This window comes from Nonomuraea thailandensis (genome assembly GCF_024172165.1).
GTDB classification, from domain to species: domain Bacteria; phylum Actinomycetota; class Actinomycetes; order Streptosporangiales; family Streptosporangiaceae; genus Nonomuraea; species Nonomuraea thailandensis.
Window position 1 is genome coordinate 2052994 of the sequence record NZ_JAMZEB010000002.1, and the last position, 16817, is coordinate 2069810.

The window sequence follows — 16817 nt, forward strand, 5'->3', positions numbered from 1 at the left end:
TAGGGACGATCGGGCGCTGGTTTGACGAGGACGCGGAGGGTGTGGGATATTGATGGCGGCAGATGGAGTTGACACTATAAATAGGTGTGGACTTCCGTTTGTCTATTGCGTTATGCTGCCCTCCCTCGCCTTCGTATCCTCCGGAAGGACATCTGTTGGCAGCCTCGCGCAACGCCTCTCCCATTCCCGCCGGCCCCCGCCGCGTCTCCTTCGCGCGCATCCAGGAGCCTCTCGAAGTTCCCGACCTGCTCGCCCTGCAGACCGAGTCGTTCGACTGGCTGCTCGGAAACGAGCGGTGGAAGGCCCGGGTGGAGGCGGCTCGGCAGGCAGGGCGCAGGGACGTCCCGGCCCAGTCGGGCCTCCAGGAGATCTTCGAAGAGATCAGTCCGATCGAGGACTTCTCGGGATCCATGTCCCTGTCGTTCCGCGACCACCGGTTCGAGCCGCCGAAGTACTCCGTGGACGAGTGCAAGGAGAAGGACATGACCTTCTCCGCCCCGATGTTCGTGACGGCGGAGTTCATCAACAACACCACCGGTGAGATCAAGAGCCAGACGGTGTTCATGGGCGACTTCCCGCTCATGACGCCGAAGGGCAGCTTCATCGTCAACGGCACCGAGCGGGTGGTGACCTCGCAGCTCATCCGCTCGCCCGGCGTCTACTACGAGCGCACCGCCGACAAGACCACCGACAAGGACCTGTACGGCTGCAAGGTCATCCCGTCGAGGGGCGCCTGGCTGGAGTTCGAGATCGACAAGCGCGACAGCGTCGGTGTTCGCATCGACCGCAAGCGCAAGCAGCCCGTCACCGTGCTGCTCAAGGCGCTCGGCTGGACCGCCGAGCGGATCCTCGAGCGCTTCGGCCGCTACGAGTCGATGCGGGCCACCCTGGAGAAGGACCACACCGCCGGCCAGGACGACGCCCTGCTCGACATCTACCGCAAGCTGCGGCCGGGCGAGCCGCCGACCAAGGAGTCGGCGCAGACCCTGCTGGAGAACCTCTACTTCAACCCCAAGCGGTACGACCTCGCCAAGGTCGGCCGGTACAAGGTCAACAAGAAGCTCGGCGTCGGCCTCGGCATCGACGTCACCGTCCTGACCGAGGACGACATCGTCGCCGCCGTCGAGTACCTCGTGCGGCTGCACGCCGGCGACGAGCCGACGGGCCTGCCCCTGGAGGTCGACGACATCGACCACTTCGGCAACCGGCGGGTGCGCAGCGTCGGCGAGCTCATCCAGAACCAGGTCCGCCTGGGCCTGGCCCGTATGGAGCGCGTCGTGCGCGAGCGCATGACCACGCAGGACGTCGAGGCCATCACGCCTCAGACCCTGATCAACATCCGCCCGGTCGTGGCGTCGATCAAGGAGTTCTACGGCACCTCGCAGCTCTCGCAGTTCATGGACCAGACCAACCCGCTGGCCGGACTGACGAACAAGCGGCGGCTGAACGCGCTGGGCCCCGGTGGCCTGTCCCGCGAGCGGGCCGGGATGGAGGTGCGCGACGTGCACCCGTCCCACTACGGCCGGATGTGCCCGATCGAGACCCCCGAAGGCCCCAACATCGGCCTCATCGGCTACCTCGCGTGCTTCGGCCGCCTCAACGCCTTCGGCTTCATCGAGACGCCCTACCGCAAGGTCGTCGACGGCAGGGTCACCGAGCGGATCGACTACCTGACGGCGGACGAGGAGGACCAGTTCGTCATCGCGCAGGCGAACTCGCCGCTGACGGCCGACGGCGCCTTCGCCGACCACCGCGTGCTGGTGCGCACCAAGGGCGGCGAGTTCGAGTACGTGCGCTCCGGCGAGGTCGACTACATGGACGTGTCGCCGCGCCAGATGGTGTCGGTGGCCACCGCGATGATCCCCTTCCTGGAGCACGACGACGCCAACCGGGCCCTGATGGGCGCGAACATGCAACGCCAGTCGGTGCCGCTGCTGAAGAGCGAGGCGCCGCTGGTCGGCACCGGCATGGAGTACCGTGCGGCGGCCGACACCGGCGACGTGGTCAGCGCGGAGAAGGCCGGTGCGGTGGAGGAGATCTCCGCCGACTCCATCACGGTCATGAACGACGACGGCAGCCGGACGACGTACCGGGTGGCCAAGTTCAGGCGCTCCAACCAGGGCACCAGCTTCAACCAGAAGCCGATCGTGGCCGAGGGTGACCGGGTGGAGGTCAACCAGGTCATCGCCGACGGTCCGTGCACGGACCAGGGCGAGATGGCGCTGGGCAAGAACCTGCTCGTGGCGTTCATGCCGTGGGAGGGCCACAACTACGAAGACGCGATCATCCTGTCCCAGCGGCTGGTCCAGGACGACGTCCTGTCCTCGATCCACATCGAGGAGCACGAGGTCGACGCCCGTGACACCAAGCTGGGCCCCGAGGAGATCACCCGGGACATCCCGAACGTCTCCGAGGAGGTCCTGGCCGACCTCGACGAGCGCGGCATCATCCGCATCGGCGCCGAGGTCGTGCCCGGCGACATCCTGGTCGGCAAGGTCACGCCCAAGGGCGAGACCGAGCTGACCCCGGAGGAGCGGCTGCTGCGCGCGATCTTCGGTGAGAAGGCGCGCGAGGTCCGCGACACCTCCCTGAAGGTGCCGCACGGCGAGTCCGGCAGGGTGATCCACACGCAGGTGTTCAGGCGGGACGAGGGGGACGAGCTGCCGCCGGGGGTGAACGAGCTGGTCCGCGTCCTGGTGGCGCAGAAGCGTAAGATCACCGACGGTGACAAGCTGGCCGGCCGCCACGGCAACAAGGGCGTCATCTCCAAGATCCTGCCGGTCGAGGACATGCCGTTCCTGGAGGACGGCACCCCGGTCGACATCATCCTCAACCCCCTCGGCGTGCCGGGCCGGATGAACGTCGGCCAGGTGCTGGAGACCCACCTCGGGTGGATCGCCGCCCGCGGGTGGGACATCTCGGGCATCCAGGAGGCCTGGGCCGAGCGGCTGCGTGACAAGGGCTTCGAGCAGGTCGCCCCGCGCACCAACATGGCCACCCCGGTCTTCGACGGCGCGAACGAAGAGGAGATCATCGGGCTCCTCGGCAACACCGTCCCGACGCGCGACGGGGATCGGCTCGTGCAGCGCAGCGGCAAGGCGCAGCTCTTCGACGGGCGCTCGGGCGAGCCGTTCCCGTACCCGATCGCGGTCGGCTACATCTACATCCTCAAGCTGCTGCACCTGGTCGACGACAAGATCCACGCCCGGTCGACCGGCCCCTACTCCATGATCACCCAGCAGCCGCTCGGCGGTAAGGCCCAGTTCGGCGGCCAGCGCTTCGGTGAGATGGAGGTGTGGGCCATGGAGGCGTACGGCGCCGCGTACGCGCTGCAGGAGCTGCTGACCATCAAGTCCGACGACGTTCTCGGCCGGGTGAAGGTCTACGAGGCCATCGTCAAGGGCGAGAACATCCCCGAGCCGGGCATCCCCGAGTCCTTCAAGGTGCTCATCAAGGAGATGCAGTCGCTGTGCCTCAACGTCGAGGTGCTCTCCAGCGACGGCATGTCCATCGAGATGCGCGACACCGACGAGGACGTCTTCCGCGCGGCGGAGGAGCTGGGCATCGACCTGTCCCGGCGCGAGCCGAGCAGCGTCGAGGAGATCTGACGCGCGCCGGGTGCGGCGCCTGCGTACCCGGGAGGCGCCGCACTCGGACAGATCTTCGCTTACTGTGCAATTTGGGGGACGTGCTGCGGGAGAATGTCCGGGCCGACGCACACGAAAAGCGCGGCGCCACGGGGGAAAACGGAGGATGACGCCGGGAATGAGCACTCAGACGTACGAGCATCTAGGCCCTTACCGGGTGGTCAGGAAGATCGGCGAGGGCGGCATGGGGGTCGCCCACCTCGGTCTCGACGGCGCGGGCCGGGAAGTCGCGATCAAGGTGCTGCACCCGCACGTGGCCGCCGACCTCAAGGCGCGCGACCGGCTGTTCCGCGAGGTGGAGACCATGCGCCGGGTGCGCAGCTCGTACGTCGCCGAGGTGCTCGACGCCGAGCTGTCCGGCGCCCGGCCGTACGTCGTGACCCGGTTCGCGCCCGGCCGCACGCTGGAGGACACCGTGCTGTCCGGGGGCCCGCTGCAGCCGCACGAGGTCATCAGGCTCGCGCAGGGGCTGTGCCAGGCGCTGGTGGACATCCACGCGGCCGGTGTGATCCACCGCGACCTCAAGCCGTCCAACGTCATGATGGTCGACGGGCGGCCCCTCGTCATCGACTTCGGCATCGCGCATCTGGTGGACGCGGCCAGGCTGACGCAGAGCGGGATGTTCGTCGGCACCCCGGGCTACCTGGCGCCGGAGATCATCCGCGGCTCGCAGATCACGCAGGCGGCCGACGTGCACGCCCTGGCCTCGACGGTGTTCTTCGCCGCCACGGGGCTGCCGCCGTTCGGCACGGGGACGTTCGAGGCGGTCTGCTTCAACACCATGGAGGGGCGCTCGCAGATCGACAAGGCGCCTGGCTGGCTGCGCGACTGGCTGAGCCGGGCGCTGCAGGTCGACCCGTCGGCCCGGCCCAGCGCGGGCGAGCTGCTGCGGACGGCCGGGGCGCTCGACCCCGGAGGCCGCAGGCCCAAGGCGCGCGGAGGCCGCACGGTGGCCATGAACACCCTGTCCGACCTGCTCCCGCCGGTCGAGTACGGCCGCGGGCGCGGGCAGGAGGCGCCGCCGCCCACCCTCCAGGCCGAGCGGCCGCAGGAGCGCCGCCCGGCGCCGCCGCGCCCGCCCGCGGAGCCGTTCGAGCTGCGGCGGTTCCTGAAGAGCAGCGGGTTCGTCGGGGTGCTCGCGCTGGTCACGCTGGTGGCGCTGACCGTCGTCATGCCGGTCGTCGTGGGCCTGGTGGTGGCGGCGCTGTCGCTGGCGCTGCGCGCCGGCGACCACTACTTCGCCGAGGAACGCCCGGACCTGACCAGGGCCGCGATGGTGGCGATGGGTCACCTGCTGCTGTCGCTGGCCTTCGGCATCGCCGCGGCGGGGCTGCTGCACATGGCCGGGCGGCTGAGCACCAGCCACGCGGAGTCGCTGGCCGCGGGCGCGTTCACGCTGGGGCTGTTCGTGCTGCCCGGCGCCGGCGCGGTACGGCGGGCCGCCTCGGGCATCCTGACCCGGCTCCTGCCCGGCCACACCGCGACCGTCGTGACGGTGGCCGTGATGGGGCCGGTCGCGCTGACCTCCGTGATCGTCGCGCTCGTGGGGCTGTAGCGCGTCACTTGCGGAGCCTGACGTCCGGCTCCGCAAGCTGATCCGCCGCGCAGCGCAAGTCTTGCGTCTTCTTACGCTGGTCCGACGTAGCCGCTTGCGCTCCGCCACGAGCCACCCGCACTCCTGCTCGCAGGCATCACCAGGGCGAAGATCCCTCCTGCGCCGGGACAGCGAAGTTATTTCTTTGCGCAATCTCGTCGAAATATTGCGGCTATCTGCTCGACATCTTATGGTTCGGCCATCCGTCTTCCCCGAAGGGCCGACCCCCCATGAGAGCACTGTTAGCCGCCCTTGCGTTACTCGCCGGATTCCTCGTCCCACCGGCCGCGCACGCCGCGGCCGAGGTCAATCTCGCCGCCGGCAAGGCCGCGACCGCCAGCAGCTTCACCGACGTCTACCGAGCCGCCAACGTCACCGACGGCAACCAGGCCACCTACTGGGAGTCGGCCGGCAACGCCTTCCCCCAGTGGATCCAGGTCGACCTCGGCGCCACCGCCGGCGTGAGCAGGGTGGTGCTCAAACTGCCCGCCGGCTGGCCGGCCCGCACCGAGACGCTGAGCGTCCAGGGCAGCACCAACGGCTCCGCCTTCACCACCCTGGCCGCCTCGGCCACCCACACCATCAGCCCGGCCGCCACCATCGCCTTCGCCGCCACCACCCGCTACGTCAGGGTGCAGATCACCGCCAACTCCGGCTGGCCCGCCGGCCAGCTCTCCGAGCTGGAAGTCTGGGGCACCACGCAGACCGACCCCGGCCCCGGCCCCGGCGGCGCCAACCTGGCGCTCGGCAAGACGCTGACCGAGTCCGGCCACACCCACACCTACGCCGCGGCCAACGCCAACGACGACAACCCGGCCACCTACTGGGAAGGCGGCGCCTACCCGGCCACCCTGACCGCGCCGCTCGGCGCCAACGCCGAGCTGACCTCCGTCGTGCTCAGGCTCAACCCCGACAGCGTCTGGGGCCGCCGTACCCAGACCCTCCAGGTGCTCGGCCGCGAGCAGGGCGCCACCGCCTTCACCACGCTGGCCGCCCAGGCGACCTACACCTTCGACCCGGCCACGGGCAACACCGTGACCATCCCGGTCACCGGCAGGGCCGCCGACGTGCGGCTGCAGTTCACCGCCAACTCCGGCGCCCCCAGCGGCCAGGTCGCCGAGTTCCAGATCTTCGGCACCCCCGCGCCCAACCCCGACCTCGTCGTCACCGGCCTCACCTGGACGCCCGCCTCGCCCACCGCGACGACTGCGATCGCGCTGTCGGCCACGGTCAGGAACGCGGGCACCGCAGCCTCCGCCGCGACCTCGGTGAACCTCTACGCGGGCACGGCCAGGGCGGGCAGCGCCGCCGTGGGCGCGCTGGCCGCCGGAGCATCCACCACCGTGTCCGCAAATATCGGGACAAGGAGAGCGGGGACGTACCAGGTCTCGGCCAAGGTGGACGAGGACGGCCAGGTCCCCGAGCAGAACGAGGCCAACAACGCCTTCACCGCGCCCACCTCCCTGGAGATCGCCGAAGCCCCCGGCCCCGACCTCCAGGTGCTGAGCATCGCCGCCACCCCGCCGAACCCCGCCGCCGGCACGCGGGTCACGTTCACCGCGGCCGTGAAGAACCGCGGCACGGCCACGACCGGCGCCACCACGGTCACCCGGGTGGCCGTGGGCGGCACCACCCTCAACACGGACACGGCCCCGATCGCCGCGGGCGCGACGGCGAACGTGGCCATGACCGGCGGCTGGACCGCCACCACCGGCGGCGCCACCATCACCGCCACCGCCGACGCGACCGGCGCCGTCACCGAGACCGACGAGAGCAACAACACGCTCTCGCAGGCGATCACCGTCGGCCGCGGCGCCTCGGTGCCGTACGTCGAGTACGAGGCCGAATCCGCCGCCTACCAGGGCACCCTGCTCCAGTCGGACCCGCTGCGCACCTTCGGCCACACCAACTTCGCCACCGAGTCCTCGGGCAGGAAGTCGGTGCGGCTCGACAACACCGGCCAGTACGTCGAGTTCACCTCCGCCAACGCCGCCAACTCGATCGTCGTGCGCAACTCGATCCCGGACGCCCCGGGTGGAGGCGGCATCGACGCCACGATCAGCCTCTACATCGACGGGACGTTCGCCCGCAAACTCACCCTCTCCTCCAAGCACAGCTGGCTGTACGGCACCAGCGACGACCCGGAGGCGCTGACCAACACGCCGCAGGCCGACGCCAGGAGGCTGTTCGACGAGTCGCACGCGCTGCTGTCGCGCTCGTACCCGGCCGGCACGAAGTTCCGCCTCCAGCGGGACGCCGGCGACAGCGCCGCCTTCTACATCATCGACCTGATCGACCTGGAGGACGTGGCGCCACCGGCGGCCAAGCCCGCCGCGTGCACGTCGATCACCGAGTACGGCGCCGTGCCCGGCGACGGCAACGACGACACGGCCGCCATCCAGCGGGCGGTCACCGACGACCAGAACGGCGTCATCGACTGCGTGTGGATCCCGCCGGGCCAGTGGCGGCAGGAGAAGAAGATCCTCACCGACGACCCGCTGAACCGCGGCCCGTACAACCAGGTCGGCATCAGCGACGTCACCATCCGCGGCGCGGGCATGTGGCACTCCCAGCTCTACACGCTGACCGAGCCGCACCTGGCGACGGGCGGCATCAACCACCCGCACGAGGGCAACTTCGGCTTCGACATCGACAACAACGTGCAGATCTCCGACCTGGCCATCTTCGGCTCCGGCCGCATCCGCGGCGGCCCCGGCGGGGCCGAGGGCGGGGTCGGGCTGAACGGGCGCTTCGGCCGGAACACGACGATCTCCAACGTCTGGATCGAGCACGCCAACGTGGGCGTCTGGGTCGGCCGCGACTACGACAACATCCCCGACCTGTGGGGGCCGGCCGACGGGTTGCAGTTCAGCGGCATGCGCATCCGCAACACCTACGCCGACGGCATCAACTTCAGCAACGGCACCCGCAACTCGCGGGTCTTCAACTCCTCCTTCCGCACGACGGGTGACGACTCGCTGGCCGTCTGGGCGAACCCGTACGTGAAGGACCCGTCGGTGGACATCGCCCACGACAACCAGTTCGTCAACAACACCGTGCAGCTGCCGTGGCGGGCCAACGGCATCGCGATCTACGGAGGTTACGGGAACAGGATCGAGAACAACCTGATCCACGACACGATGAACTACCCCGGCATCATGCTGGCCACCGACCACAACCCCCTGCCGTTCTCCGGCCAGACGCTGATCGCGGGCAACGCGCTGTACCGCTGCGGTGGCGTCTTCTGGGGCGAGGCGCAGAAGTTCGGCGCCATCACGCTCTTCGCCCAGAACCGGGACATCACCGGCGTGACCATCCGCGACACCGAGATCCACGACTCGACCTACGACGGCATCCAGTTCAAGGGCGGCGGCGGCAACATGCCGAACGTCGCCATCACGAACGTGCGCATCGACAGGTCCAGCAACGGCGCCGGCATCCTGGCCCAGGGCAGCGCCCGCGGCAGCGCGACCCTGACCGGCGTCACCATCACGAACTCGGCCACCGGCGACATCGTCAGGGAGCCGGGCTCGACCTTCGTGATCACGGGGGACTGAGCCGAGCCCCGCGTGTGCGGCCCCGGGGCCCGGAGCCGCACACGCGCTCTCAGCGCTCGGCCGCTTGCCCGCACACGCTGTCAGCGCCCGGCCGCGCGGAACTGTGACGGCGGGACGCCTGCCCAGGCCACGAACGCCTGCCGGAAGGTCTCGGCGGAGGCGAAGCCGCACCGGCGCGCGATGGCGGCGATCGGCTCGCTCGTCCTGGTCAGCAGGTGGGAGGCCACCTCCATGCGCATGTCGCGGACCAGCCGCGACGGAGTCCTGCCGACGTGCTCGGCGAACAGCCTGTTGAGGTGCCGCTCGCTCACCCCGGCGAGCGCGGCCAGCCGGGCCACGCCGAGATCGCCGTCGAGGTTGCCGATGACGTGGTCGATGACCCGCCGCACCACGGCCTGGTCGGAACGCGGCAGGTTGGTGAACAGGCTGAGCTGCGTCTGCCCGCCGGGCCGCTGCAGGTAGGTGACCATGCCCATGGCCACCCGGCGGGCGATCTCGGGCCCGTGGTCCTCCTCGACGAAGGACAGGGTGAGGTCGAGGGCCGCGGTGACCCCGCCCGACGTCGAGACCTCGCCGTCCCTGACGAAGATCGGCGCCGGATCGACGTTCACCTTCGGGAAGCGTGCGGCGAACCGGGCGGCCTCGTACCAGTGGGTGGTGGCCCGGCGGTTGTCGAGCAGCCCGGCGGCGGCCAGCACGGTCGCCCCGGTGCACACCGACGCCACCCGCCGCGACAGCCCGGCCAGCCGCATGACCTGGCCGACCAGCCGGGGGTTGGCGGCGGCGGCCTCGTGCCCCTGCCCGCCCGAGACGATCAGCGTGTCGATCGGGCCGTCCACGACGTCGAGCCGCCCCTGCCCGCGCAGCTCCAGCCCCGAGTCGCAGCGCACCGGCCGCCCGAGCGGGGTCACCAGCATCACCCGGTACGCCGGGCTCGCCCCCAGCCGGTTCGCATAGTCGAACCCGGACGTCACGGACGCGACGTCGACGAGCTCGATGCCGTCATAGGCCACCACGACGATCAGCGGCTCCACCATGGCACCACCGTAAGGCCGCGCGAGGGCCGAGCGGTACGGACAGGATCCCCAGAGGAACGGACGAGCCACCCGCCGCCCCGACCACCCCGCCCGGCCGGGCACCGATGCTGCTGGCATGCCCGTCGCGCTCGGCGGACGACGACACCAGGGGGTGACTCACGATGTCCGAGCGAACCACCTGGCCGGGACCGGGGACCTGGCACCGGCCGCTGCTGCTGGTCGCGGCCGTCAGCGTGCCGTTCGTGGCGATCTCGCTCGCCGGCCTCGCACTCGACGGCCGTGAGCTGGTCGGCGCACCGATCTGGGGCAAACCGTTCAAGTTCGCGGTGTCGATCGTGCTGTACGCGGTGACCTGGTCGTGGCTGGTGGCCTGCCTGCCGCAGCGCCGGCTCGTCCGGTGGCCGGCGGCGGTCATCGCGGCCGCCCTGGCGATCGAGTACGCGATCATCGTCGTCCAGGTGATCAGGGGCCGCCAGAGCCACTTCAACGTCGCCACCCCGCTGGACGGGGTCCTGTGGGGGATCATGGGCACCTCGATCACCGTGCTCTGGCTCGCCAACATCGTGGTCGCCGTCTTCCTGATCCGCCGCGAGATCGGCGGCCGGCCGCTCACCTGGGCGGTCCGGTCGGGGGCCGTCATCTCGCTGTTCGGCATCGGCCTGGCGTTCCTGATGACCCGTCCGACCGAGGAACAGCGGGCCGCCAGGCGCGAGGGCGGGTTCGCCGGGATCATCGGCAGGCACAGCGTGGGCGTGACGGACGGCGGGCCGATCATGCCGGTCACGGGCTGGAGCACCACCGGGGGCGACCTGCGGGTGGCGCACTTCGTCGGCATCCACGCGCTGCAGGCGCTGCCGCTGCTGGCCGTCCTGCTGGCGGCGTCGGCCGGGCGGGTGCGCCTGGTGCGCGGGGAGCGGGTCAGGACGCGGCTCGTCCTCGTGGCCGCCGCCGGGTACGCGGCCCTCACCGGGCTGACGCTCTGGCAGGCGCTGCGCGGCCAGCCGCTGACCCGCCCCGACGGGCTCACGCTGGCGGTCGCCGGGGCTCTCGCGGCCCTCGTCCTGGCCGCGGCGGCGGCCGTCCTCGTCGCCGCCCGCCCCGGCCGTCCCGCCGGCCCCGCCCGCCCCGGCCGCCCGGTGACACGGTGACCGGCCCGGGCGAGCGACCGGCCGGGGAACCGCCCGAGCACGAGCGGGTCCCGGAGCAGGCGACGTCGGCCGGGCAGGGGCCGGTGCGGGCGGCCGGGGTGCGGGGCGGGCTGACGGTGGGGGTGCTCGGGGTGCTGGAGGTGGCCGTGGACGGGCGGCCGGTGCCGCTGACCACCGGCAAGCTGCGGACGCTGCTGGTCGTGCTGGCCATGTCGGCCTCGGCCACCGTCTCCATGAAGCGGCTGGCCGAGGCGGTCTGGTCGGACGCCCAGCCCCGCCACAGCCGCCGCTGCCTGCAGATCTACGCGGCCCGGCTGCGCGAGGCGCTAGGGCGGGAGTGGATCGAGACCCGCCAGGACGGCCTGCTGCTGCGCGCCGGGCCCGACGCCGTCGACGCGCTGCGCTTCGAGCGGGCCCTGGACCGCGCCGCCGCCGAGCGGGGATGCCCGCGCGAGCGCGAGCTGATCCAGGACGCCCTGACGCTGTGGCGGGGCCAGCCGTTCGACGGCGTGAGCTCCCGCTGGCTGGAGGAGATCCAGGCGCCCCGCCTGACCGAGCGTCACCTCACGGCCCTGGAACGGCGCGCCGAGCTGGACATCCTGGCCGGCCGCGCGGGCGACGCGGTGGCCGACCTGAGCGAGCAGGTCAGCCGCCACCCGATGCGCGAATCCCTGTGCCTGCGCCTGCTCGTCGCGCTCGACCGGTGCGGGCGCCAGGCCGAGGCGCTGCGCTGGTACGGCCGCGTCCGCGCCGTCATCGCCCGCGAGCTGGGCGTGGAGCCGAATCGCGACCTGCGGCGGGCGCACGCGGACCTGCTCGCCGGCCGCCCGCTCGACGCTCCTGGCGCCGTCCCCGCCGCCGGCCAGGGGCGGTGGAGTCACCGGCCCGGCCAGTACGGGCTGAACAGGTCGAACTTGTTCGGCAGGCCCAGCAGGTAACGCGCGTCGTCGGTGTCGTGCAGCAGCTTGAACTCGCGCGGCACGTACAGCTCGAAGAGCCTGGCCCTGGACGCGGAGGAGCCGGAGGCGTCGAGGATGGCGTTGGCCGCCATGCGCCCGGCCTCGTTGCCGCCCTCCATCGTGGCGAGGTTGATGCTGTTGCGCACGTAGTCGGCGGCGAGGAAGAGGTTCGGGATCCGGGTGGTGGCGGCCGGGCGGTCGGACCAGGAGCCGGGCGTGTTGATGAGCAGCGGCTCGTCGTTGGCCACGGCCGCGGTGCCCTCGCCGGTGATCGCCGGGTCCACGAACCACGACCGTACGATCGAGTCGGGCAGCAGCGCGGCCCCGCCGGGCAGCGCCGAGCGCACCTGGGCCAGCACCTCCTGCACGATCTGCGGCCGGGTGCACTGCTTGGCGGTCCTGCCGAACAGGATGCCCGGGGTGTTCCAGTCGGACAGGTCGAGCGACAGGCAGTCGGTGACCGTGCCGTCCCCGTACTTCGCGGCGAAGCTTCCCTGCCAGAACTGGGCCTGGCTGATCGACGTCAGGGCCCACGGCGTGGCCGCGTAGATGAGGTGGCCGTTGGCGATCGGGCGGGGCTCCTTGAGGTAGATCATCACCCCGTTCATCCAGTCGGTCTCCAGCCGGTCCAGCCGGGCCAGGGTGGGATCGGCCGCCTTCATGGCGGTCGTGAGCAGGGGCTGGAGCCGTTCGACGGGGAGGGCGGCCACGTAGTGGTCGGCGGTGACGGTGCCGGCGGCCCCGTTCGGATCGCTCACCCGCACGCCGGTGATCCGGCCGCCCGAGTAGTCGAAGCCGGTGGCGGTCCAGCCGAGCCGGAACTGCACGCCGAGGCCGGTCAGGTGGTCGATCCAGGGAGTGATCCACACGTCGCTGGACGGGCCGTTGAGCACCTGGTCGGGCGGCCCGTACGGGCCGAGGCCGATCCCGCTGTAGATCAGCGCCTCGAACATCAGCCCCATGGTGCGGCTGTTGGCCTTGTCGGGCTGGGCCGCGACCAGCGACGCCGTGAACATGTGGACCAGCAGCTCGCGGTACTCCGGCGACATGAGGTCCGCCTTGACGAAGTCGGCGAAGCCCATGTTCTCCCACTGGCCGAGCCGCCGGCGCGGGCCGCTGGTGATGAACGTGACGAGCTTGGAGACGAAGAACTGGATCTGCGACAGCGGGACCGTGGAGACGGCGACGAGGGCGCTGTTCAGATAGTCCCTGATCGCCTCGGGGGTGAGGGCGCCGCCGAGGTCGCCGGGGATGGGGATGCGTAACTCCTTGCCCTTGTACGCGATCACCTCCAGGCTCGCCGGGACCAGGTTGTCGCGCACGGTGCCGCTGCCGTACGGGATGCGGCTCATGGTGTCCGGGAGGTTCTGGTAGAAGCCGGGGAAGAACCGGAAGCCGTGCTCGCCGGGCAGGTCCTGCCTGCCTCCGGTGCCCGTCCCCGGCACGGGGATGCTGCGGGACTTGCCACCCAGGGCCTTGCGCTCGTACACGGTGACCTGGAAGCCGCGTTCTGCCAGCTCCTGAGCGGCGCTCAGGCCGCCCATCCCGGCGCCGAAGACGGCCACGCTCCTGCCCGCGGCGCCGCTGACGAGCGACGGCGCCGCGTTGGCCGGCCCGGTGCCCCACAGCGGGCCGCTCGCCGCGCCGGCGGCGGTCGCCAGCGCGCCTGTCACGAAACTCCGGCGCCCGATCCCGTTCCGATTGTCTGACTGGTCCACGACGGAACCTCCCGCCTAACCGACACTGCTGTTGGTTCAGTTAGGCGAACGATGAACGCGTGGCTCACGTCTGTCAACAGGGGAAGGTGAGGCTCACTCAGCGTCGGGGAGCCGGGACAGTCCGTTCCACAACACGAGCATCGCGGAGTCGACGAGCTCGTCCCGCGACACCGAGGGATGCCTGGCCCACCACTGCGCCAGGCCGTCGGTGCCCGAGATCAGCAGCTCGACCACCGCCTGGGCAGCCTCGCTCTCGGGATCGAGGCCCAGCCGGCGCAGGTCGCGGCCGAGCATCACGGCCACCGAGCGGGTGCGGGTCTCCCTGATGCCCCAGCGCACGGCCTTGATCTCGGGATCGTCCTCGTCGGTGTGGTCGAACAGCAGGCGGCGCGCGGCGGGATTGCCCTCGGCGAAGCTGAAGTACGCGTTCAGCGTGGCGCGCAGCCGCCTGCCCGGAGAGCCCGACCCGGTGATCCGGGCGCCGACGTGCTCCACCAGCAGGGCGTTCTGCTCCTGGAGGACGGTGATCAGCAGCACCCGCTTGGAGCTGAAGTGGTCGTAGAGCACCGATCGCGTCACTCCGGCGGCGGCGGCGATCTCCTCCATCGCCGTGGCGTGGTATCCCCGCGCGGCGAAGACCTCCAGAGCCGCCTCGACGATGCAGGCCCGGCGGGCCGAGCCCGGCATGCGCTTCTTCAGCTCCTTGCTCGCCATGCCGTGCACCCTACCCGTTGACGCGGGGCCTCCGGGCGCTTACCGTCCCTGGTAACCGACATCCGCGTCGGTTAGCGGGAGGTGGACCGATGGCCGAGCGGGCCGACGTCGTCATCGCCGGGGCACGCTGCGCGGGCGCGGCGGTGGCCGCCACCCTCGCCGCGGCGGGGCGCCGGGTGATCGCGGTGGATCCGGCGCGGTTCCCCGCCACCACCGTCTCCACCCACCTGCTGTTCGCCGGCGGCGTCGCCGAGCTGGCGCGCATCGGCGCGCTCGACCGCGTCGCCAAGATCGGCGCCCCGCGCCTCTCCCGCGCCTTCATCGGCGGCCCGGGCCACGCGGCGGCCGGCACCTACACCCCGGTCGACGGCATCGACTACGGCCTGTGCGTCCGGCGCGCGCCCCTCGACGAGGCGCTGGCCGAGACCGCGCTGGAGGCCGGCGCCGAGATCAGGCAGGGCCATCGCGTCACCGGGCTGATCTGGGAGAACGGCCGCGCCGCCGGCGTCCGCGTCCGCGACCAGAGCACGCAGGGGAGCCAGGAGTACGAGATCCGCGCCCGCCTGGTCGTCGGCGCGGACGGCCGCCGCTCGACCGTCGCCCGCCTGGCCGGCGCCGAGCGCCCGCGCATCGCCCACGCCAACGGGCGGGCCTGCTACTACGCCTACTACGACGACCCGCACGACGGCTGGCGCACCACCGCCGCGATGTGGCTGACCGGCCGCGAGCTCGGCAACGCCTTCCCCTGCGACGCGGGGCTGACGCTGGTGCTGCTGATGCCGCCGGTCGAGCGGGCGGCCGACTTCCGCGGCAACCTGGAGGCGGAGTTCGACCGGACCGTGGGGCTCGTCCCCGGGCTGGCGGAGCGGCTGGAGGGCTGCGCCCGGCAGACGAGGATCGTCAGCTCCGCCGAGCACCCGTCGTACTTCCGCCGCTCGGCCGGCCCCGGGTGGGCGCTGGTCGGTGACGCGGGGCACTTCAAGGATCCCGTCACGGCGCAGGGCATCCGCGACGCCGTACGGTTCGGGCGGCTGCTGGGGGAGCGGGTCGCGGACGTGCTCGACGATCCCGCGGCGCTCGACCGGGCCACCCGGGCGTGGGAGCGCACGCGCGACGCGCAGTGCGTGCACACCTACCACTGGACGAACCTGCTCGGGCGGGGGGACGGCCTGGCGCACGTGCAGTTCGAGCTGCTGCGGGCGCTGACCGAGGGGCCGGACGGCGTCCGCCGCGTCCTCGACGTCTACTCCCGCCTCCGCGACCCCCGTGAGACCCTGGCCCTGCCCGGCCTGCTCAAGGCCACCGCCCGCGCCCTGCTCGGCGGCGCCGGCGGGCGTGCGGCCATCGCCCGGGCATCCGGCGAGGCCCTCGCCGAGCTCGCCGGCCACCGCTCGGAGGCCCGGCGACTGCTGGCCGGCGGACCACCGCCCGCCCGCACCCGGCAACGCTGACCTCCGCCTGAGAACGCCACCACCCGCCTCACCGCACCGCCCGCCTCACGACGCCGCTCGCCTGACGCCACTGTTCGCGTCGGCCCTGCGGCGCCGGACGCCTTGCGGCGCCTGCCCTGCGGCGCCGGACGCCTTGCGGCGCCTGCCGTGCGGGCCGGCGGGTGTGCCGGGTGGGGGCGTCAGGCGCGGGAGCGGGTGGTGGGGGGCTTGATGCGGACGCGCTCCTGCGGCCGGTCGTCGATGTCGTCGAGCTGCTCGCGGATCGTGGCGCGCAGCTCGTCGTAGTCGCCGAAGGAGTGGTCGTTGAAGAGCGTGTAGCCGGTCCACATCAGGTTGGCGCACACCCGCGGCGGCACCTTGCCCGTAGCCGCGCCCATGCCGACCAGCGCGACCGACCCGATGCTGCCCGGCTCGCGCTCGTTCTGCATGTGGACGGCCTGGAAGGCGGCCGCGCAGGCCATCGCCACGTTGAGCGTCTCGCTGACGTCCTGCGCCGACTGCACCATGGTCGGCGTGGAGATCAGGAAGCGCGGGTTGGTCGCCCCCGACGGCACGCACACGGCGCTGCCCACCGGCAGGGAGCCGCCGAACCGGTCGCGGATCGCCCGCTGGACGCGGAGCTGGATGCCCGCGCCGAGGTGGCGCTTGACGGCCGCGTCGACGCCGCCGTCCATGCGGCCGCGCGCGTTGGTGGGGCTGACCCAGGCGTCGACGCGCTGGTCGAGGAGCGAGCCCTTGTGGATCTCGACCTCGGGGGTGTCGGCGAAGGCCGCCAGCCACTCCTGCACCACCTGCGTGTTGACGTCGACCAGGACGACCTTGAGAGGCGGCTGCGCGTGCTTGAGGGTCATGAACTCACTCCGGGCGTGGTACGGATCTTCCAAGAGGCCACGAAGATACCGCGCGGCACCGACAGTTCCGGATCTTGGCAGGAGGCCCGGACGATCTCCGTCTCGACGTCGCGCCGGCGGACCACATGCGGCACAATTCCC

The 16817-nt window shown here is 71.7% G+C and carries 10 protein-coding genes; 6 read left to right on the forward strand and 4 right to left on the reverse strand.

All coding sequences use genetic code 11. From position 1 onward, the window contains the following. Positions 1-155: 155 nt before the first annotated feature. The 3 genes from rpoB to HD597_RS13450 all read left to right on the forward strand — a co-directional run bounded on the left by rpoB (position 156) and on the right by HD597_RS13450 (position 8798). Positions 156-3608: a DNA-directed RNA polymerase subunit beta gene (gene rpoB / locus HD597_RS13440; RefSeq protein ID WP_253742360.1), complete on the forward strand. Its 3453-nt coding sequence runs from the start codon at positions 156-158 to the stop codon at positions 3606-3608. A gap of 157 nt (positions 3609-3765) precedes the next feature. Beyond that, the gene (locus HD597_RS13445; RefSeq protein ID WP_253742361.1) at positions 3766-5202 is read left to right on the forward strand and encodes a serine/threonine-protein kinase; all 1437 of its coding nucleotides are present in this window, start codon (positions 3766-3768) and stop codon (positions 5200-5202) included. 269 nt (positions 5203-5471) lie between these two features. Then, on the forward strand, positions 5472-8798 hold the full coding sequence (locus HD597_RS13450; protein WP_253742362.1) for a CARDB domain-containing protein: 3327 nt from the start codon (positions 5472-5474) through the stop codon (positions 8796-8798). Positions 8799-8878: 80 nt separating this feature from the next. Here HD597_RS13450 and HD597_RS13455 read toward each other — a convergent pair whose 3' ends face one another. Beyond that, positions 8879-9835, reverse strand: a complete 957-nt coding sequence (locus HD597_RS13455) for a GlxA family transcriptional regulator (protein WP_253742363.1) — start codon at positions 9833-9835, stop codon at positions 8879-8881. Positions 9836-9996: 161 nt separating this feature from the next. Between HD597_RS13455 and HD597_RS13460 the strand changes: the two genes are divergently transcribed. Both HD597_RS13460 and HD597_RS13465 read left to right on the forward strand, forming a co-directional pair. Further along, on the forward strand, positions 9997-10983 hold the full coding sequence (locus HD597_RS13460; RefSeq protein ID WP_253742364.1) for a hypothetical protein: 987 nt from the start codon (positions 9997-9999) through the stop codon (positions 10981-10983). Next, positions 10980-11921 (forward strand): AfsR/SARP family transcriptional regulator, encoded by a 942-nt coding sequence (locus tag HD597_RS13465; RefSeq protein ID WP_253742365.1) that lies wholly within the window; start codon positions 10980-10982, stop codon positions 11919-11921. Before HD597_RS13460 ends, HD597_RS13465 begins: the two co-directional genes overlap by 4 nt. On the opposite strand, the gene HD597_RS13470 is transcribed toward HD597_RS13465, so the two are convergent. Both HD597_RS13470 and HD597_RS13475 read right to left on the reverse strand, forming a co-directional pair. Next, on the reverse strand, positions 11861-13615 hold the full coding sequence (locus HD597_RS13470) for a hydroxysqualene dehydroxylase (protein WP_253742366.1): 1755 nt from the start codon (positions 13613-13615) through the stop codon (positions 11861-11863). The two genes, HD597_RS13465 and HD597_RS13470, sit on opposite strands and share 61 nt — an antisense overlap. Before the next feature lie 138 nt (positions 13616-13753). Next, positions 13754-14374 carry a TetR/AcrR family transcriptional regulator gene (locus HD597_RS13475; protein ID WP_253742367.1) on the reverse strand — a complete coding sequence of 207 codons (621 nt, stop codon included), beginning with the start codon at positions 14372-14374 and terminating at the stop codon, positions 13754-13756. 89 nt (positions 14375-14463) lie between these two features. On the opposite strand from HD597_RS13475, the gene HD597_RS13480 reads away from it, so the two are divergent. Continuing rightward, positions 14464-15825, forward strand: a complete 1362-nt coding sequence (locus tag HD597_RS13480; protein ID WP_253742368.1) for an NAD(P)/FAD-dependent oxidoreductase — start codon at positions 14464-14466, stop codon at positions 15823-15825. Positions 15826-16004: 179 nt separating this feature from the next. Here the strand turns inward: HD597_RS13480 and HD597_RS13485 are convergent, their stop codons facing one another. After that, positions 16005-16676: a macro domain-containing protein gene (locus HD597_RS13485; RefSeq protein ID WP_253742369.1), complete on the reverse strand. Its 672-nt coding sequence runs from the start codon at positions 16674-16676 to the stop codon at positions 16005-16007. Positions 16677-16817: the final 141 nt, after the last annotated feature.